Annotated in this window: 18 protein-coding genes; 6 read left to right on the top strand and 12 right to left on the bottom strand. The window is 64.3% G+C overall.

From position 1 onward, the window contains the following. Positions 1-55 precede the first annotated feature (55 nt). Entirely contained in the window at positions 56-589 is a 534-nt protein-coding gene (gene ectA, locus AZF01_RS18990) for a diaminobutyrate acetyltransferase (RefSeq protein ID WP_024708693.1), read from the bottom strand. Positions 590-811: 222 nt separating this feature from the next. Here ectA and AZF01_RS18985 point away from each other — a divergent pair, with 222 nt between their 5' ends. Beyond that, the gene (locus tag AZF01_RS18985; protein ID WP_024708694.1) at positions 812-1,312 is read left to right on the top strand and encodes a MarR family winged helix-turn-helix transcriptional regulator; all 501 of its coding nucleotides are present in this window, start codon (positions 812-814) and stop codon (positions 1,310-1,312) included. Between the two features lie 56 nt (positions 1,313-1,368). Here AZF01_RS18985 and AZF01_RS18980 read toward each other — a convergent pair whose 3' ends face one another. Continuing rightward, positions 1,369-2,238: a PaaX family transcriptional regulator C-terminal domain-containing protein gene (locus AZF01_RS18980; protein WP_024708695.1), complete on the bottom strand. Its 870-nt coding sequence runs from the start codon at positions 2,236-2,238 to the stop codon at positions 1,369-1,371. Positions 2,239-2,443: 205 nt separating this feature from the next. Between AZF01_RS18980 and AZF01_RS18975 the strand changes: the two genes are divergently transcribed. Further along, complete coding sequence (locus tag AZF01_RS18975; RefSeq protein WP_024708696.1) at positions 2,444-3,001, top strand: cytochrome b; 558 nt, start codon at positions 2,444-2,446, stop codon at positions 2,999-3,001. A gap of 3 nt (positions 3,002-3,004) precedes the next feature. Then, positions 3,005-3,766, top strand: coding sequence for a RibD family protein (locus tag AZF01_RS18970; protein WP_024708697.1), 762 nt, complete (start codon positions 3,005-3,007; stop codon positions 3,764-3,766). Here the strand turns inward: AZF01_RS18970 and AZF01_RS18965 are convergent. The 4 genes from AZF01_RS18965 to AZF01_RS18950 are packed head-to-tail and all read right to left on the bottom strand — an operon-like array spanning position 3,746 to position 6,958. After that, positions 3,746-4,537: a methyltransferase domain-containing protein gene (locus AZF01_RS18965; RefSeq protein WP_024708698.1), complete on the bottom strand. Its 792-nt coding sequence runs from the start codon at positions 4,535-4,537 to the stop codon at positions 3,746-3,748. The two genes, AZF01_RS18970 and AZF01_RS18965, sit on opposite strands and share 21 nt — an antisense overlap. Further along, positions 4,534-5,571 (bottom strand): glycosyltransferase family 4 protein, encoded by a 1,038-nt coding sequence (locus tag AZF01_RS18960; protein ID WP_024708699.1) that lies wholly within the window; start codon positions 5,569-5,571, stop codon positions 4,534-4,536. Before AZF01_RS18960 ends, AZF01_RS18965 begins: the two co-directional genes overlap by 4 nt. Further along, the gene (locus AZF01_RS18955) at positions 5,568-5,966 is read right to left on the bottom strand and encodes a 6-carboxytetrahydropterin synthase (RefSeq protein ID WP_024708700.1); all 399 of its coding nucleotides are present in this window, start codon (positions 5,964-5,966) and stop codon (positions 5,568-5,570) included. The genes AZF01_RS18960 and AZF01_RS18955 overlap by 4 nt, the downstream gene beginning before the upstream one ends. An 11-nt stretch (positions 5,967-5,977) precedes the next feature. Then, positions 5,978-6,958 (bottom strand): zinc-binding alcohol dehydrogenase, encoded by a 981-nt coding sequence (locus tag AZF01_RS18950; RefSeq protein ID WP_024708701.1) that lies wholly within the window; start codon positions 6,956-6,958, stop codon positions 5,978-5,980. Positions 6,959-7,177: 219 nt separating this feature from the next. Here AZF01_RS18950 and ribA point away from each other — a divergent pair, with 219 nt between their 5' ends. Continuing rightward, positions 7,178-8,284, top strand: coding sequence for a GTP cyclohydrolase II RibA (gene ribA, locus AZF01_RS18945; RefSeq protein ID WP_024708702.1), 1,107 nt, complete (start codon positions 7,178-7,180; stop codon positions 8,282-8,284). A 6-nt stretch (positions 8,285-8,290) separates the two neighbouring features. Continuing rightward, positions 8,291-9,088: a CDP-alcohol phosphatidyltransferase family protein gene (locus AZF01_RS18940; RefSeq protein WP_024708703.1), complete on the top strand. Its 798-nt coding sequence runs from the start codon at positions 8,291-8,293 to the stop codon at positions 9,086-9,088. On the opposite strand, the gene AZF01_RS18935 is transcribed toward AZF01_RS18940, so the two are convergent. Then, positions 9,073-9,996: a lysylphosphatidylglycerol synthase transmembrane domain-containing protein gene (locus AZF01_RS18935; protein ID WP_024708704.1), complete on the bottom strand. Its 924-nt coding sequence runs from the start codon at positions 9,994-9,996 to the stop codon at positions 9,073-9,075. The genes AZF01_RS18940 and AZF01_RS18935 overlap by 16 nt on opposite strands. A 52-nt stretch (positions 9,997-10,048) precedes the next feature. Between AZF01_RS18935 and AZF01_RS18930 the strand changes: the two genes are divergently transcribed. After that, entirely contained in the window at positions 10,049-11,731 is a 1,683-nt protein-coding gene (locus tag AZF01_RS18930) for a sulfatase-like hydrolase/transferase (protein WP_024708705.1), read from the top strand. 68 nt (positions 11,732-11,799) lie between these two features. Here the strand turns inward: AZF01_RS18930 and AZF01_RS18925 are convergent, their stop codons facing one another. From AZF01_RS18925 to AZF01_RS18900, 5 genes are read right to left on the bottom strand one after another with little or no spacing between them, the layout of a single operon-like run. Beyond that, the gene (locus AZF01_RS18925; protein ID WP_024708706.1) at positions 11,800-12,312 is read right to left on the bottom strand and encodes a hypothetical protein; all 513 of its coding nucleotides are present in this window, start codon (positions 12,310-12,312) and stop codon (positions 11,800-11,802) included. Next, positions 12,305-13,609 carry a hypothetical protein gene (locus AZF01_RS23660; protein ID WP_036237401.1) on the bottom strand — a complete coding sequence of 435 codons (1,305 nt, stop codon included), beginning with the start codon at positions 13,607-13,609 and terminating at the stop codon, positions 12,305-12,307. Before AZF01_RS23660 ends, AZF01_RS18925 begins: the two co-directional genes overlap by 8 nt. Beyond that, entirely contained in the window at positions 13,606-14,364 is a 759-nt protein-coding gene (locus tag AZF01_RS18910) for an ABC transporter ATP-binding protein (protein WP_024708707.1), read from the bottom strand. The genes AZF01_RS23660 and AZF01_RS18910 overlap by 4 nt, the downstream gene beginning before the upstream one ends. After that, on the bottom strand, positions 14,361-15,416 hold the full coding sequence (locus AZF01_RS18905) for an iron ABC transporter permease (protein WP_024708708.1): 1,056 nt from the start codon (positions 15,414-15,416) through the stop codon (positions 14,361-14,363). Before AZF01_RS18905 ends, AZF01_RS18910 begins: the two co-directional genes overlap by 4 nt. Next, positions 15,413-16,495 carry an ABC transporter substrate-binding protein gene (locus AZF01_RS18900; protein WP_024708709.1) on the bottom strand — a complete coding sequence of 361 codons (1,083 nt, stop codon included), beginning with the start codon at positions 16,493-16,495 and terminating at the stop codon, positions 15,413-15,415. Before AZF01_RS18900 ends, AZF01_RS18905 begins: the two co-directional genes overlap by 4 nt. Positions 16,496-16,887 lie beyond the last annotated feature (392 nt).

The raw sequence follows: 16,887 nt of genomic DNA, 5'->3' as shown, positions 1-16,887 counted from the left end.
GAGTCGTCCTTTCGCTTGAAGCGATTTTTGAGAAGGAATGGTTCGGGCGTTTGGCTCAGGCGGCATCCGCCAGCGCGCGGGCTTCCGGCAGGGTGATGGTCACCATGTGCTCGGTATCGTGATGCCCGTCGAAATGGGTGTCGCGCTCGTAGTGCGGCTCGTCGGCCAGCTTTCCGCCGAGCGCGCGCGTGAAGCTCTTGAACAAGCCCCAGGAGGCGTCGTTGTCTTCGGTGATCGTCGTCTTCAGATGGGTGATGTCGTCGCAGACATCCCGTTCGATCAGTTCGAACAGCATCTTCTTGCCAAGGCCGAGACCGCGCGCCTTTTCGCCGACGGCAACCTGCCAGACGAACAGTTCCTGCCTGGCGGGAATGAGGTGGCCGGAGATCCAGCCGACGATCTCTCCGTCGAGTTCCGCGACAACACAGGTATCGGCGAAATGTTCGGCCTGAATGAGATTGCAATACATCGAATTTTCGTCGAGCGGCTTGCAGTTCTTCACGAGCGACCAGATCTGGGCCCCGTCCGCTGCAGTTGGCTTGCGCAGGCGGGGCATGCTGGATCGGGGCTTGGCAACATTCCGGGACATCGTATGACCTCGTTTCGATTAGTTAGGCTTCCTAAGTAAATAACTCTGTCGGAAACATCAACCCTTAGGCGGGCATCGTCACAAAACCATAAAAATGAGTAAAAACAGCAAAATCAGCCGAAAGCCTATGAATCTCAAGGGGCTCGGAAGATTCACAATGACTAATTATTTATCTCGTTTTTTTGCTGTTGAAGGCGTTTTCCTTCGTGCAATAATGGAGACATGACGACGACACCCGTTGACCGCGTTGATCAGAGCCTGATCGCCCTCAGGCGGATTCTCCGCGCCACTGAAAATTACGAACGCGATCTGGCGCAGTCGGCGCGGCTGACGCCGGCGCAATTGCGCGTGCTGCAGATCGTCGAGGAGCGCGGCAGCGTGACGCCGAAGGCGCTGGCGACCCAGATGGGCATCCGCCAGGCCTCCGTCACCACGCTGGTCGACAAGCTCGTCACGCGCGGCATGGTGGAGCGGGTGCCGTCGAGGACAGACCGCCGACAGACCAATGTCACGGTCACCGATTCAGGCCGCGCCATGGTCGAAAGCGCGCCGGACGCTCTCCAGCAGCGCTATGTCCAGGCCTTCGAATCGCTGAAGGACTGGGAACAGGCCCAGTTGATCGCCTCGCTCGAGCGCGTCGCGACCATGCTCGACGCCGAGGGCATCGATGCCTCGCCGGTGCTGGCGACGGGCGAACTGCACGCGGAAAAGCGTCCACGCTGAAATGTTCTGCGGTCGGAGGCCTTGGACGCCGTGCGTCCGAATGGACGCTCGGCGCTCTAGGTCGCAAATTCACGGCGCAAGGCGTTGACGCGGAAATCCGTCATTGTGGTCTGTTCCGGCAGCAAGCCGTCGCTGTTTCGCAAAGCGAGCCCGATATGACGGTCCGCCTGCGCCGTGACCGCCAGATAGAGGGTGACGAAAAGCCGCCGCGCCACATCCGCCGGCCAGTCCGCCGGCAGCGCTTGCGCCGGAAGGCGCGGATCGGCAAGGGCGGCGGCGCGGAAATGGTCTACGAGCCTCAGTCTCAGCGCCAGCGCGATGGCGCCGTCGGGCGGCAGGCCGGCGGCGAGCGCGGCCTGGACCGGAGAAAAGGCCTCGATGAAATCGCGATAGGCGGCATTGACGGCCTCAAGCGGCCAGAGCCTTCGGGCGAGATCCCGAAGGCTCTCGGCGCCCGCAAGCGTCTCCGTCGCCAGCACGGTGCCGTCCTCCGGGCCTGCGGCGCCTTCCGGGGCGAGCGCTGCCTCCGGGCCGATGCGGACCCAGCCTTGCGGCAGGTCGCGCGCGCCGAGCGCCAGCAGGAGGCCTTTCGGCGGCGGCGGCGGCGCATAAAGGATTTCGGCGGCGCGACCAAATTCCCGTTCAGCGGCCTTGGTCAGTCGGTAATAGCTCTTGCGCCCGATGCGCTCTCCCGTCAGCCGTCCATTCTCGACGAGACGCGAAACCGCGGTGCGCACCAGGCTTTCGGAAATGCCTTGAGCAGCGCAGCTTTCGATCAGCGTGCCCATCCACAAGGTGCCGCCGCGCGGCGCGGCGACATCGCCATAAAGCGTGACGATGAAACTGCTGGCACGCGGGCTGCCTGTGCCCAGGATGTCCTGGATCGTCCCTCTTTCGCCCTCTTCAAGGCCCGATGCTTTGCCCATGTCCTCCTGCCTCTGAAAGGTCACCGTCGCAGAATGCCGCAGCGCGGTCTGCCCCTTATAGGCCGAGCCCGCGCCGATCGCCAGTAAGGCCGGCCGACGCAAGCTTGCGCTTTTGCGATCCGCTGCTATCGTTTGGGCGTATTACGCAGCATGTTGGTTTTCATGCGCGCGGCGTTGACGGCGTCTCGCGGATCGGGAGGTTGGATTGGCCGAACATTCGGGACCGCGCGAGCCATCGCGCCTGTCCATCACGGTCGAGCGTTATCCGGCGACATCGCGCATCCTGCACTGGCTGATCGCCGTGCTGGTGCTTGCGACATGGCCGCTCGGCATGGTCATCAAATTCGTCAAGAACGAGGTGTCGCTCGATTTCTACATGATCCATGAAAGTCTCGGCTTTCTGGTGCTTTGGCTGATGCTCTTGAGGGTCGGCAACCGCCTGCTGACGCGCAAGCCCGAGCAAGACGGGCCACGGATCGAACGGATTGTCGCGGCATCTGTCCACGGACTGTTTTACCTGTTTCTGATCATCATGCCGTTGAGCGGCTTTCTGGCAACCAACGCGCACGGCTTTCCCTTCAGCTGGTTCGGCGTGCTGCCGATCTGGAGCCCGATTGGCAAGGCGCCCGATATCGCCTGGACGCTGTCGGCGATCCATCTCGCCAGCGCCTGGATCCTCGCCGTCCTGTTCGTGCTTCATATGGGCGCGGTGCTGATGCACCACGTGATCCGGCGCGACTTCACCCTTTACCGGATCCTGTAAGACATGAATACAATCGCCATGAGCGACGCCGTCTGGCAGCGGCTTGTCTCGCGTCGCGTCGGAGAAGCTGTCTCGGGCGAGGACCCGGCGATGGCGCTTTACCGGCCGATCGCCGGCGCGAGCGGCCGGTTCATCATCGCCCAGGTCGGCCAGTCGCTCGACGGGCGGATTGCCACGCCGTCAGGCGATGCGATGGATGTTTCCGGCCCCGACGGCCTTGCCCACCTGCATCGCTGCCGCGCGCTGGTCGACGCGGTGATCGTCGGCGTCAACACGGTGACGGCCGACAATCCCCGCCTCTCCGTCCGGCTTGTCGAAGGCCCGTCGCCGGTGCGCGTGGTCATCGATTGCAACGGCGCCCTTGATGGCAGCGAGGGCCTGTTTCACGACGGCGGCGCGCCGGTGATCGTGGTAAAGAGCGCTGACGCGCCCGAGAAAGGCCTGCCCAACGCCGAGACGCTGCGTCTGCAACCTTCCGGAAATGGCCTGGCAACGGCGGCCATTGTCGATGCGCTGGCCGCGCGCGGGCTTCGCCGTATCCTTGTGGAAGGCGGCGCCCGCACCATTGCCCGCTTCATCGAGGAGAGGCAGGTTGATCGCCTGCATGTCGCGATTTCGCCGCTGATTATCGGCGCCGGGCCGAGCGGCATCAATCTGGTCCCGGTCGCGCGGCTTGCCGATGCGCGGCGTCCGTCGGCGGAGGTCTACAATCTGGGCAGCGATATCCTGTTCGATTGCCCGCTTTCAGACCGGCAGGGCCAATAGGTCCGTGTGGCCGACCATACAATGACTGTCGGGCTTCTCGATCGCGGCGAGCCGGAAGGCGATCCAGTCGTCGATATCGGCCGTCGTCATCCCGCCGATCTCCTGCAATGGCTGGCGGAACCCTTCGATGAAGGCCCTCTGAAGCTCGGCGTTGTCACGCGAAAGATGCCAGGGGCTGTCGGCCGTTTCAACCCGGAAACCATGATCGCCGAAGAGCGCCGCAAGGCGCGCCGCCGCTTCGGGCCCGAGCGCCACGCCAAAACCCTTGTCCGTCTGCTGGTGCCGGTTGAAGGCGGAGACCATCGTCTCATCCAGCGGATGAGCCTCCGACCAGGCGATGCGGCCGTCGTAGTTGAGCGCAGCGTAAAGCCCGACCGAGCAGGCGGCGAGCCGCTCGGCAAACCGCGTTGTGAAATCCTCCGAGCAGAGATCGAACAGGGCCGATGCCGTGACGATTGCGGCGTCTTCCAGCGGCAGCCCGACAAGATCGTTGAGGTCGTGCCTGCGCAGGGAAACCCCGGATTGCGCTTTGCTCCGGCGTTCGGCTTCCGCGAGAAGCAGAGGGTCGTTGTCGAGCAGCAGCCAGTTCCTGTCAGCGGGCACGGCATGCGCCAGGCATCGAAGCGTCGAGCCGGTCCCGCATCCGATATCGATGACGAGGGACTTCTCGGCGCCTGAAAGGTGGCGGGCAAATGCGGCGACAAGCGTTTCGTCCCGGGCGGCCCTGTCCGCCGGTTCGCGCAGGGTCAGCCAGTCTGCATCAAAACTCATCTCAGCTCCTCCAGCATGTCCGAAACAATGCGGCCGGTTTCCTCCCAGCGCGGAAGCGCGCTTCCCGCGCGGCGGGCTGCCTCCATCTTGCTGCGGCGCATGTCGGGATCGGCGATCACGCTTCGCAGGGCAACGGCAAAGGCGTCGACGTCATCGACGTTCACGAGAAAGCCTGCCTCCTCGGGCACCACGTCGGGCACCGCTCCGGCCCGGCAGGCAATGATCGGCAGTCCGTGCGAAAGCGCCTCGGCGAAGACCATGCCATAGCCCTCATAGCGGCTGGCGAGCGCGAACAGATCGGCGCCGGCATAAAGCGGGCCCGTCTCCTCCACCGCACCGGCAAGGCGAACCCTTCCGCCAAGCCCCAAAGCGTCGATTTGCCGTTCGATCGCCGCCGCGGTTTCGCCATCGAGGTTGCGGCTGCCGGCAATCGTCGCGGTCCAGGCAAGGTCTTCGACCCGTTTCAGCGCGGCAACGAGGATGTCGTGCCCCTTGCGCGGCGTCAGCGAGCCGATGGAAAGAACATGCGGCGCGCCGGCGCTTGTGCGTGCCTGCGGCGCGGGATCGGTGCCGGGCACGGCGACGGTAATCCTGTCGCGGCTGGTTGCGAAACCTCGTTCCAGCTCCCGCGCCGTTTCGGGCGAGGTGACGACAATCTGGCGGGCATGTTCGAGCGCGCGGGTCTCGCATTGCCGAAAGGTCTCGACCCGCTCGCGCGACAGGCCGGTTTCGAGCGCCAGCGGATGATGCACCAGGGCGACGAGTTTCAGTCGATCGCCTTGCCGCGCTGCAAAGGCGTCCAGAACGCCGAAGGCAAGGCCGTCGATCATCACCAGCGTGTCGTCGGCAAGCGCGCAGAGCGCCTGTTCCGCCTTGGCAATCGCTGAGGGAGCGGCGTCCGGAAATCCTTCGCCGAGCGGCAGGAGATCGACCTGCCAGCCGGCATCTTCAAGCGCCGCGATCAGCCGCCGGTCATAGCCATAGCCGCCGGTTCGAAGCTGAAGATCCCCGGGATAGGCGAAGACAAGCCTCACAGATCCGCCTCGTACCAGCCGCGCGCTGCGTGGGATTCGTGCAGCGTGACCCGGATCTTGCGGATCCTGTCGCTGCCCGGCCCCAACCTGCCTTCCGCAACCGCTTCGGCAAGTTGGTCGAAGATATATTTGGCAATCACCTCGGTTGTGGTCACCTTGCCGGAAAAGGCCTGCAGTTCGTCGAGGTTCTGATAGTTGAGCGGCTTCAGGACATCGCCAAGCACCGTGGTCGCCGCGCCGATATCGACCGCCAGGCCGTCCTCGTCCAGATCGGCGGTGAAGAATGCCGCATCGGTGACGAAGGTCGCGCCGTGCATGGCCTGGGCGGGCCCGAAGACCGGACGGGGAAGGGAATGGGCGATCATGATGTGATCGCGAACCTCGACAGCAAACATGTTTGTTTTCCTCAATAGCGGATGCGGTGGCAGAGCGTCTCGGGAGACGACAGGATGGCGGGATAGGCCGCCTCAAGCTCCCCGAATGAAGTGTCGCCCGAAATCAGCGCGTCAAGGCGGGCGTCGGCAAGAAGCTGCAGCGCCTTTTCCATGCGCCGGGCAAATGTCCAGCGGGCGCGGTGTGAGGGCGGCAGCGAACCGACCTGGGAACTGACGATGGAAAGCCGCCGCGCGTGAAACGGCCCGCCGAGCGGGATGGAGGCGGTGCCGCTGCCGTGCCAGCTTGCCTCGACGATCCGCGCTTCCTGTCCGGCTGCCGCGATGGCTGCGGCAAGTGCCTTGTCCGAGCCCGAGGCATTGACGGCGACATCGAAAGGGCCTGCGTGATCGCCTGTCGAGAAGGCTAGGCCAAGCTTTTCTGCAAGCGCGGCCCGTTTCCCGTTGGGATCGATCAGCGTCGTCTCGGTCGCCGGAATGGACGAAGCCAGGAACGCCACCAGCGAGCCGACGGTGCCGGCTCCATAAACGGCAACGATATCGCCCGGCTGGATGCCAGCGTCCCAGACGATGTTCAGCGCGGTTTCCATATTGGCTGCGAGAATCGCGCGTTCCGGCGGCAGGTCCTCGGGCAGGGCGGAAAGCATGGCGGCGGACGCAACGAACCGGTCCTGGTGGGGATGAAGGCAGAAGACAAGCCGGCCGGAAAGATCGCCCGGGCCCTCGGCGACCCTGCCGACGGCGGAATAGCCGTATTTCACCGGAAAGGCAAAATCGCCCGCCATATTGGGGCCGCGCATGCGCTCCCGCTCGCTTTCCGGCACCCTGCCGTGAAAGACGAGGTTTTCGGTGCCCCGGCTGATCCCGGTGAAAAGCGTCTCGACAAGCGCTTCGTCCCTGCCCGGGCTTTTCAGCGTTTCGCATCGCAGGGCGGCGTGTCCGGCCTCGGGAAACCAAAGGGCCGTTGCCTCAAGACGCCGTTCTTTTTTTGACAATGACCCCTCCCTGGAGCAAGCGGTTGTCGTTCATTCGAAGACGTCAACGGCGCGTTCTTTGTTCCGGATCACGCGAATGTGCGCTTCATTTCCTGTTTTTTGTGCAACAGACTGAACCACTTGGGAAGAAAATACGTTCTTTGCATCAGACGCAACGCATTTTCCGGGTGCCCGCTGCCGCCTGTCGATTGCGGCACGGCGCCCTTGGAGGAGACAAGAATGACGCACGATCCAGGTTTCGACTTCACGACGCTTTCCCCTGAGGCCGAGGTGGAGCGGGCCGTCGCGGAACTGCGTTTCGGACGACCGGTGATCATGCGTGACGGCAACAGGCGGATCGCCGCGCTGGCGCTCGATTGCGTGGCGCCGGCTGTGTTCGACCAGTTTGCCCGCGCCATGGATGATCGCCACAGCCTGGTTCTGACGGGCGAGCGCGCCGAACGGATCGGCATAAGCGCGAAAGACGGCATTGCAGTGCCGCTTGCCGGTGTCGGCTTCGATGAGGCCTCGAGGCTTGCCTATGCGCTTTCCGGGGCAAAACCCGTCGTCTGGTCCCCGGCCGATCCTCTTTCGGCGGCCGCGCAGGAGCTGGCGCGGCTGGCGCTCCTGCTGCCGGCCATGGTGACCGGCGAGATCGGGCCCGAAGACGGCCGGTTTTCCGCCTGCCAGGGCATTGGACTTGAAACCCTGAGACAAAGCGATGCCGCCCGGCAGAATTTCCAGCAGGTTGTGCGCACGCGGGTGCCGCTGAAGGACATCGGCGATGCGGACTTTGCCGTCTTCCGCGGCGGGCTGGCGCAAAAGGACCAGATCGCGATCATCGTCGGCAAACCGGATCTCGGCGCGCCGGTGCCGGTGCGCATCCATTCCTCCTGTATCACCGGCGACCTTTCCGGCTCGCTCAAATGCGACTGCGGCGACCAGCTTCGCAACGGTTTGAAGCAGTTGAAAGCCGCCGGCGGCGGGGTGCTGGTCTATCTCGATCAGGAAGGGCGCGGCACCGGCATCGGCGCCAAGATGCGCGCCTATGGCTATCAGCATCAGGGCCTGGACACGATCGACGCCGATGCGGAACTCGGCCTTGGAAGCGATCACCGGCGTTACGAGGCGGCCGCCTCCATGCTGCGCCTGCTCGGCATTCCCAGCGTCATCCTGCACACCAACAATCCGACCAAGATTGACGGATTGCGCGCAAACGGCATCGACGTATCGGGCCATGTCCGCGTCACCGGCACGGTCACCGCCGACAATGTCAATTATCTTCGGACCAAGACGCTGAGAGCCGGCCACACGCTGGAACTCGAAAGCCTGATTGCGGCGGAATAGGACGATATGAGCACGCTCGAACCGCCGACCTCCAGGAGAGGGCATCTGCGCGATTTCCGGCTGGCGGAAGGGCAGGCGCCCTCCAGGTACAGACAAAGCCTGCTGAAGAACGCGCTCGCCGCGCTGGCGCCGGTCTACTTCGTTGCGCTTGCGGCCTATGTCGCGTTTGCCGCGTGGCTTGAGACCGGGGCCGCGAGCGTGGTCGTTGCATCCCTGGCGCTTCTTGCGATGTTCGCCCTTGTGATCCGGGCATTGCCCGGCCATGGACACCTTCGTTTCGGTCCTGCCAACATCATCACCGCGATCCGCGCGGCCATGGTCAGCTTCTTCGGATCTGCCGTCCTTTTCGGCGCGGGCGCGTCGGACCCCGTGGCCCTTGTCGCGATCGTCGCCATCGCGCTCGCCATGGACGGGGTCGACGGGTATTTCGCCCGACGCACCGGGCTGATCTCCCCGCTTGGAACGCGCTTCGACATGGAGGTGGACGCCTTCCTGATCCTGCTTCTGAGCCTTGCCGCCCTTCTCATCGGCAAGGCCGGCTGGTGGGTGCTGCTGATCGGATTGATGCGGTACGGCTTCGTGCTCGGGCAGGCCTTCCTGCCTTTCCTCAACGCGCCGCTCCCGCCATCCTTCCGGCGCAAGCTGATCTGCGTGGTGCAGGTGGCGGCGCTTTGCGTCATCCTGCTGCCCATTGTCGCGCCGCCGGCCTCAACGGCGGTTGCGGCGATCGCTCTCGGGCTGATCGTCTATTCCTTCGGCGTGGATGTCATCGACCTGGCCCGCCGGCGTCATCTCTCTCCATGAGCGCGGCGGTGCCGGAGCGTGACCGCCAGCAGGACCAATCCCTGCGGAGCAACGCCGAAAAGCGAGATGAGGCCGTAGAGAAGGCTGGCCGAAAGCCCCTCGGCGCTGGTGAGCCCGAACAGCGGCCAGAGGGCGGCCGCCGCCGCCTCCCGCGTGCCCCATCCGCCGATGCCCGCCGGAATCAGCATCGTCATCAGGCAAAGCGGGATGACCGTGACGGCGGCAACCGGCGGAAGGGGCGCGCCGGTAGCATCAGCCGCGATCATGAACACGGCGATATAGGACAGAACCGTCAGCATGCTGAGGCCGAACTGGATGCCGGCCGCGCCGCGCTGCCAGAAAACGGCGGCAAGGTCGGGTTTGAGCGTTTGAAACCGTGCCAGAAGCCTGCTGCGGGCGATGATGAGGCCGAGACCGACGGCAAGCGTCAGAAAGCCCGCGCAGATGAGAACGAGCCTGTAGAAGCCGGGCGGCAGGCTCTCCGAAAGAAGCAGCGGCCAGGCGAACAGGCCGGCGCCGGCGACAAGGAAAAAGGCGAACTGTCCCGAAAGCCGCTCGAGCACGATCGCCGCGGCCGGCCGTTTCCAGCCCTCCTGCGTGCGCGAACGATAGGCGCGCACCGCATCGCCGGCCATGCCGCCCGGCAGAACCTGATTGACGAAACTGGCGATATAATACTCGCCGATGGCAAGGGGCACGGAAATAGGGTGGCCGAGCCTTGCGGCCGTAAACCGCCAGCGCAACGCCGAAAGGACGACCTGCAACTGCACGATGACGAGAGCGGCCGCAAGCGGCGCGACGGTGACATTCTCGAAGGCCGCCGCGACGTCGGCGGGGTCGACAGCGATCACCAGCCCGGCGATGATCGCCAGACAGAAGATCACAGCAAGGACGCCATATGCGGACAATAGCCGCTCCTCATGCATTCACGCGGGTTCCGGATGACCGGACGGTCGAGTCATGATGGCTGATCGCCCGCCTGGCAAGCAGAACCTTTCCGCGCGGACGATCGGCGCGGCGTTCGTCTTTTCGCTCATCGCCCTTTTCGTGCTCAATCTGCCGGACCATCCGCACGCCTTTTCGCTCCGGGCCTTCCTGCATCTGCCGGTGGAGATCCCGATCCTTGCGCTGGCGTTGGTACTTTTGCCGCGCCGCATCGCGCTCTGGCTGGCCGCTCTTTGCACTGTCCTGCTTGGGCTCGTGCTGTTCCTGCGCCTTGGCGATATCGGCGTGCAGTCAGCCTTTCAGCGTCGCTTCAACCCCTATCTCGACGTCAGGATCTTTGCCGATGGCTGGAACGTGTTCTCCGGCGCGGTCGGCCCTCTCGCCGCGTCACTGGCGGTTGTCGGCGCGGTGGCCGCCTTCCTTGCCGTGCTGGCATTGTTCTTCCTTTCCGCCCGCGCGCTGGCGCGTCTTTCCGGCAAGGCGGCGCGCGCCATGGCTTTTGCCTTTGCCGGCGTTCTCGCCGCGGGGCCCGCGTTGTGGGGCGCGGGTGCGGCGACCGGAACGCGGTCCTATGCCGATGCGGGCGGCTCCGCCTATGTCGTTGCGCGCGTCGAGGCGGTCGCAACGGCGATGCGCGACATGCGGGACTTCGACCGGATGCTTTCCGAAAACGACGGCCTGGCGGACAGCGAGACGCTCTTCCGGGCGGTCGAGGGCCGCGATATCGTGCTCGTCTTCATCGAATCCTACGGCCGAAGCGCGGTCGAAGACCCGCGCTATGCGCCGCTGATCGGCCGGCGTCTCGAGGCGGTCGAGGAGGAACTGAGCGAGGCCGGTTTTGCCGTGGCCAGCGGCTGGAGCGTGTCGCCGACCATGGGCGGGCTCAGCTGGCTTGCCCACGGCACGTTCCTTTCGGGGCTCTGGGTCGACAACCAGGCCCGCTATGACCGGCTGATGATGAGCGAGCGCAAGAGCCTGAACCGGCTTTTCCGCGAGGCCGGCTGGCGCACCGCCGCCATCATGCCGGCCATCACCATGGACTGGCCGGAGAGCGCTTACTACGGCTATGACACGATCTTCGCCTCGGACGATCTCGGTTATCGGGGCAAGCCGTTCAACTGGGTGACCATGCCCGACCAGTATACGCTCTCGGCCTTCGACGGGTTGGTGCGCCATGTCGACGACGAGCGGCCTGTGATGGCCGAGATCGCGCTGATCTCCAGCCACGCCCCCTGGACGCCGGTGCCCGAACTGATCGACTGGGCCGATGTCGGCGATGGCAGCGTCTTCGACCGGCAGGCGACAAGCGGCGATCCGCCGGCGGTGGTCTGGGCCGATCGCGACCGGGTTCGGCGTCAATATATCCGGACCATCGATTACGCGCTACAGACGATCGGCGATTATATCGCCCGCTTCGGCGAGGACGCGATCTTCATCGTGCTTGGCGATCACCAGCCCGCGCCGCTCGTCACCGGACCGGATGCCTCGCGCGCCGTGCCCGTCCACGTCATCAGCCGCGAGGCGCGCCTTGTCGAACGCTTCAAGTCCGAGGGTTTTGCGCCCGGCATGACGCCCGCGGCGGAAGCCCCCGAGCTTCCCATGGATACGATGCGCGCCAGGGTGATCCGTATTTTTTCCGAAACGCCCTCCGCCGATAGGCCTGCCGCTTTTCCGGAGGGCGTCAAAAGCGCTTTATGACGAAGGAAAGCGCAGCCGGTTGCTCCGCCCCGTTTTGGGCATGACCGGCACGCTTCTCGATGCCGTTCTCAGCCGATCAGCCGCGCCGAGTAGATCTCGCTTGCGGGAAGCGGCAGAAGGCGGTCGGCCATTTCGCGCTTCAGCGCTTCATGGCGTTCGGTCTCCTCGGCCGTCTTGTCCTTCTTGCCGCCGAGCCGCACGAATTCCTCCAGCACATGACCGGGCTTGATGACGGCTTCGGCCAGCTTTCCGCGATAGGAAAAGCGGAACAGGTAAGGCCCCGGCGGATCGGTGATCACATCCTTGCCGCTGAGCGGGCGGAAGACGGCGAGCCGGTTTTCCGTCAGCGCCCGCGTCACCATTTCCAGCGCATCGCGTCCGCCGGGGCCGGTAAAGGCGGTGAGCACGGAGATTTCGCGGCGCTCAAGCGGGGCGTCATCGAGCAACGGAAAGGCCGCCTGCATGGCTTTGAGGCCATGAACCACGCCGCCCGGAAAACCGCCGCCGTGATAGGCCATGATATCGTTGAAGGAAAAGGTGAGGTCGCGGCCGCCTTCGCGGACCGTGAGCGTGTCATGCATTGAGAAAGCCCTTCAGATTGGGAATGAACCGGTCGAGAAAACGCGTCGTCGCCGGCATGAAATACGAACCGTGATGGAACATCGGATCGAGCGAGGAGACGATCATCCGCCCGGGCGTCGTAACTTCGTCGATATAGAAGATCGCGCGGCCCTCGCCATCGCGCGCCAGCACCTCCGCGCCTTCCGGCGGCTCGAAGAAGCCGTGGAGATGCCAGGTCACGTCCCGGTCCGCCATCCCCGCCATCAGCGGGTGGGCGGGGTCTGCGATCCTGACCCCGAGATCGGCGCCCGACTCCAGCCACCACCACCAGTTTGTCGGCGTCTGGGTGAAGGCAACATTCGGCAGCCACAGATGCGAGAGACTTTCACCAAGCGCGATCACCGTGCCGCCGGCGGCAAGGTGGCGATCGATGACCGGTCTTTGCGCGATCATCCGCTGCGCCGGGGTGCGGCAGGGCACCCAGAGCGTGTCATCCGGCCGCAAGGTTTCACCAAGCGCCTCGGGCGTCGTGATCACATCGAAGGCGGATGTGAAGCGCGGCCCCTCAAGGCTGCGGATCTGGTAGTAGCAGCCCGATGAGGGCAGGACGAGGCGCTTCTTTCGTTCGGGCGCGGACCTGAAGCCCGGATAGTCCTCGGCATCGGCCAGCCGTTTGCGATAACCTTTTCCGGCCTGCGTCGCCGTCACCGGATCGATGCAATCGCCGCCATCGGCCCAGGCAATGATGCGCGCGGCAAGCTTTGGCGGCAGGTCCCATTCGCGCCCCATCGTGGCAAGATCATTGCCCGCATGGCTGAAGATGCGTCCGCCCTCGGGCCGCGCCCAGACCCAGTCGACCGGCACGGCATCCGGCCCGAGCCCGTTGACGATGACGGCGCCGTCCGGCGGCGGGTTGCATCCGCGTCCGTAAAACCCGGCCACACCCTTGTTGGTTTCGAGCTTTTTCAGGTCGATTCCGTCAAAGATCGGATGGGCGTTGACGCCCGAGAGATCGAAATCCGGTCGCTTCGGCGCGGCAATCGGTCGATATTGCGCCATGCCATCGACCAGCGGGCGCAGCATGTGGCCATTGAAGAACCAGCGGCCGCCCCGATCGAGAAACGCGGCGAGCGCCGCCTTCAGGCCGAGCATGGCGTTCTGATCAAGCTGGTTGCCGGTGATCAGGCCGTCATGGCTGGCCAGATACTCCGCAGCGAGATCGAACTGATCGACGATGGTCACGACGCCTTCGGCTTCCGCGGCGCGAAAGGTTGCCGACGGCCCCTCATAGGCCGATTTGACATATAGAACGCTCATCGGAACTCCCTTCCGGCAAAAGCCGGTATCACGGCCTTGCGGACGCCGTTTTCCGGGCCCGCCAGGTCCACCCAGCGCATATCGACGCCGTAAAGCCTTGCCAAAGCCTCGGGCACGATCATCTCCTCCACCGTGCCGTTCACCTCATGCCCGCCCGGCATCATCAACAGCACATCATCGGCCGCCGCCAGGGCGTGGTTCGGGTCGTGCGTGGTGAACAGGATCGCCTTGTCGCGGCGTTCGCGCAGCATGTTCAGAAGGTCGAGCGTCTTCGACTGGTTGCCGAGATCGAGCGCCGAGGTCGGCTCGTCGAAGACAAGGGCGGGCGAGCCGGTGGCGAGCGCCCGTGCAATCAGGATCATCTGCCGCTGGCCGCCCGACATGCGGTCATAGCGATGGCCGGCAAGATGCGTGGCGCCGACGATTTCAAGCGCGTGCTCCGCCGCTTCGACATCGTCCTTTCCCGGCTGGCCGAAAAGCCCGATCTGCGCGGCATGGCCCATGACCACGACATCGAGACCGGAGAGTTTCGCTTGTGACGCCCCGTGCTGCGGCACATAGCCGGCAATCTTCGGCGCGGTGCGCCGTCCCGTTTTCAGCGGTTGAAAACCGAGCAGCGCGCGCAGAAGCGTGGTCTTGCCGCGCCCGTTCGGCCCGAGGATCGCCATGGTGCGTCCGACGGGAACCTCGAAACTCACGTCGCGGAAAATCACATTGTGACCGAAGGCGACGCTGGCATTTTCAAGTCCGATCATGGCTGGTTTGCTTTCGAGAAGTGCCGGCGCAGGAGCAGGCCGAAAACAGGCGCGCCGATCAGCGCCGTCAGCACGCCGAGCGGGATTTCCGCAGAGGTCAGCGTGCGCGCCAGCGTATCGACGAAGGTGAGATAGGCGGCCCCCAGAATGGCAGAGGCCGGGATCAGAACGCGGTGATCCTCGCCCACAAGGATGCGCGCGGCGTGCGGAATGACGAGACCGATCCAGCCGATAATGCCGGCAATCGCAACCGAGGTCGCCGTCATCAGCGCCGTGGCGATGAAGATGAACCAGCGCTCGCGGTCCGGATTGACGCCAAGCGAACGCGCCTCGGTATCTTCCAGCGCCAGAAGATTGAGCCGGTAGCGGAAGAGCCACACGGCGACGATGCCGATGGCAAGGCCAGGGAGCCCGAGCCAGAAGCGCGCCCAGGTGGCGGTCGAAAACGAGCCCATCAGCCAGTAGACGATCGCGGGCAGCGAGGTGTTGGGATCGGCGACGAACTGCACCACCGAGACAAGCGCGGAAAAAAGCGCGCCGACCACCATGCCCGAAAGGATGACGGTGACGATCTCGGTGCGCCCGTTGATGCGCGCCAGGAGGCCGACGATGACGAGGGCTGCAAGTCCGAAGATGAAGGCGAGACCGAGAAGCGTGGCCCCGGCATAGCCGAGCAGAATGGCAAGCGCGCCGCCAAAGGCCGCCCCCTGGCTGATGCCGAGCACCTGTTGGGAGACCAGCGGATTGCGGAAGACGCCCTGAAGGGCAGCGCCGCCGACGGCCAACGCCGCGCCGGAAACGGCGGCGATCAGCACGCGCGGCATGCGCACCAGAAGCACGATCCGCTGGTCGATGGTCTCAAGCGGCGCGGTGGGCGCTGCGATCCAGGCGAGAATGATCTCGGCAATGCGGCCGGGCGAGACGGAAAACCGCCCTGCGCCGATGGCAAAGATCAGGGCTGCGAAAAGTGCGGCAAAAAGGCCGAGGAAGACGCCCGCCCGCAAGGCGCCGGACCCGCCGTGAAGGCGGGCGCCGGCTGTCACATCGCTCATGACTTGGCCTTGAACTGATCGTAATTGGCCGCGCCCTCATTGAGGTCGGTCCACAAAATGCCGTCAATGTCCTCTTCGGTCAGATCGTAGTCGTAGATCTTGGCGTAGGCGTCTTTCATCTCGGCGCGCAGGTCATAGTCGAAGACATCGGGGTGCAGGAGCTCGGCGAGCCACATCCAGGTCAGCGGGCTTTCCGTGTTCGGCGGGTCCCAGCGATAGCCGCCGAGCGGCATGCGGTAGACCTTGTGGTTCTGCGCCGCATTGGTGAGCGACAGGATCGGGTCCTCATAGATGCGCTCGGGCGAAATCCCGCTTTCGAAATTGTTGAGCAGGATCACATCCGGATTCCAGGCGGCAATCTGCTCGGGGTTGATGGTGACGCCATTGGCCTCAAGATCAGCCGAGGCGCTCTTGCCGCCGGTCAATTCGATATACCAGCTATTGTAATTGTTCTTCGCGCCCGATGCCTTCAGCGCTTCCTGGGCCCGCAGAAGATAAAGCACTTTCGGCTTGTCGGCGTCGTCAATGGAAGCGGCCTTGTCGGCGATATCGCGGGCAACCTCTTCGCGCCATTCGATCAGCGGGCCGATGCGGTCGTCACGGCCCATGGCAACGGCCGACATGGTCATGTAGTCGCGCGCCTTTTCTTCCGTGCCGTAGGAAATCAGCATGGTCGTCAGGCCGGCATTGGTGATCGGATCGACAAGGTCATTGCCGCGATCGGCCCACTGGATGACGAGATCTGGGTTGGTGGCTGCCAGTTCCTCGACATTCGGGATGAAGTTCGGCGCGGTGATATCGGAGGGGATGTCCTTGGCTTCCGGGTAGATCTTGCCGAGAATGCCGTCGAGCACGGCCTGTTTGGCAACCGGGTTCATGCCGACCTGCTTTTCGACGCCGCCATCGATCGCGATCAGCGTCGAGGCCATGGGCATCGGGATCGAGGCAACGCGCTCGGCGGGCTTTTCCAGAACAACCGCGCGGCCGGCCTGGTCGGTGATTTCGATCGGGTCGGCGTGGGCAACGCTTGCGCCGGCCAGGATGAGGGAGGCGATGCCGAGCGGCATGACGGTCTTCATGAAGAGCTCCTTTGATAAACGGCAGGTAGGAACTTTATATTAAGGTGATTTTTTCAGTCAAGTTTTAATGCAACCAAAGCGCTATTTGGTCGCAGGGCGCGCCCCGACAGCGCGCCGGTTCATGCTGTCCGGCCGACGCAGATCGGTTTCGCGAAGTTGGCGACAAGGGCGCGTCGGGTCCGAAAGCCTCCAATTTAAACGCAAGCGAATCAGGCATTTATTCGCCGTTCGACACAAAACATCACGACAAATACAACAAATGTCTTTTTGTGTGATGTTTTATGCGCTATATAAGTGACCGATCGGTCGGCGAATTGAGGGTTCCCGGCCGGATGTCCGGCGAACGCGGCTCAAGCCGCCGACATTCGGGCAAGGGTTTTGCTGCGGCGACT

The sequence above is a fragment of the Martelella sp. AD-3 genome (assembly GCF_001578105.1).
Classification (GTDB): Bacteria; Pseudomonadota; Alphaproteobacteria; order Rhizobiales; family Rhizobiaceae; genus Martelella.
This window is presented reverse-complemented; position numbering and strand designations above follow the sequence as displayed.

What these genes read in the sequence shown, in the direction of transcription:
- AZF01_RS18985 (WP_024708694.1), top strand. Translation starts at nt 812, where the DNA reads ATGACGACGACACCCGTTGACCGCGTTGATCAGAGCCTGATCGCCCTC.
- ribA (WP_024708702.1), top strand. Translation starts at nt 7,178, where the DNA reads ATGACGCACGATCCAGGTTTCGACTTCACGACGCTTTCCCCTGAGGCC.
- AZF01_RS18900 (WP_024708709.1), bottom strand. Translation starts at nt 16,495, where the DNA reads ATGAAGACCGTCATGCCGCTCGGCATCGCCTCCCTCATCCTGGCCGGC.
- ectA (WP_024708693.1), bottom strand. Translation starts at nt 589, where the DNA reads ATGTCCCGGAATGTTGCCAAGCCCCGATCCAGCATGCCCCGCCTGCGC.
- AZF01_RS23660 (WP_036237401.1), bottom strand. Translation starts at nt 13,609, where the DNA reads ATGAGCGTTCTATATGTCAAATCGGCCTATGAGGGGCCGTCGGCAACC.
- AZF01_RS18925 (WP_024708706.1), bottom strand. Translation starts at nt 12,312, where the DNA reads ATGCATGACACGCTCACGGTCCGCGAAGGCGGCCGCGACCTCACCTTT.
- AZF01_RS18940 (WP_024708703.1), top strand. Translation starts at nt 8,291, where the DNA reads ATGAGCACGCTCGAACCGCCGACCTCCAGGAGAGGGCATCTGCGCGAT.
- AZF01_RS18955 (WP_024708700.1), bottom strand. Translation starts at nt 5,966, where the DNA reads ATGTTTGCTGTCGAGGTTCGCGATCACATCATGATCGCCCATTCCCTT.
- AZF01_RS18965 (WP_024708698.1), bottom strand. Translation starts at nt 4,537, where the DNA reads ATGAGTTTTGATGCAGACTGGCTGACCCTGCGCGAACCGGCGGACAGG.
- AZF01_RS18905 (WP_024708708.1), bottom strand. Translation starts at nt 15,416, where the DNA reads ATGAGCGATGTGACAGCCGGCGCCCGCCTTCACGGCGGGTCCGGCGCC.
- AZF01_RS18980 (WP_024708695.1), bottom strand. Translation starts at nt 2,238, where the DNA reads ATGGGCAAAGCATCGGGCCTTGAAGAGGGCGAAAGAGGGACGATCCAG.
- AZF01_RS18930 (WP_024708705.1), top strand. Translation starts at nt 10,049, where the DNA reads ATGATGGCTGATCGCCCGCCTGGCAAGCAGAACCTTTCCGCGCGGACG.
- AZF01_RS18970 (WP_024708697.1), top strand. Translation starts at nt 3,005, where the DNA reads ATGAATACAATCGCCATGAGCGACGCCGTCTGGCAGCGGCTTGTCTCG.
- AZF01_RS18910 (WP_024708707.1), bottom strand. Translation starts at nt 14,364, where the DNA reads ATGATCGGACTTGAAAATGCCAGCGTCGCCTTCGGTCACAATGTGATT.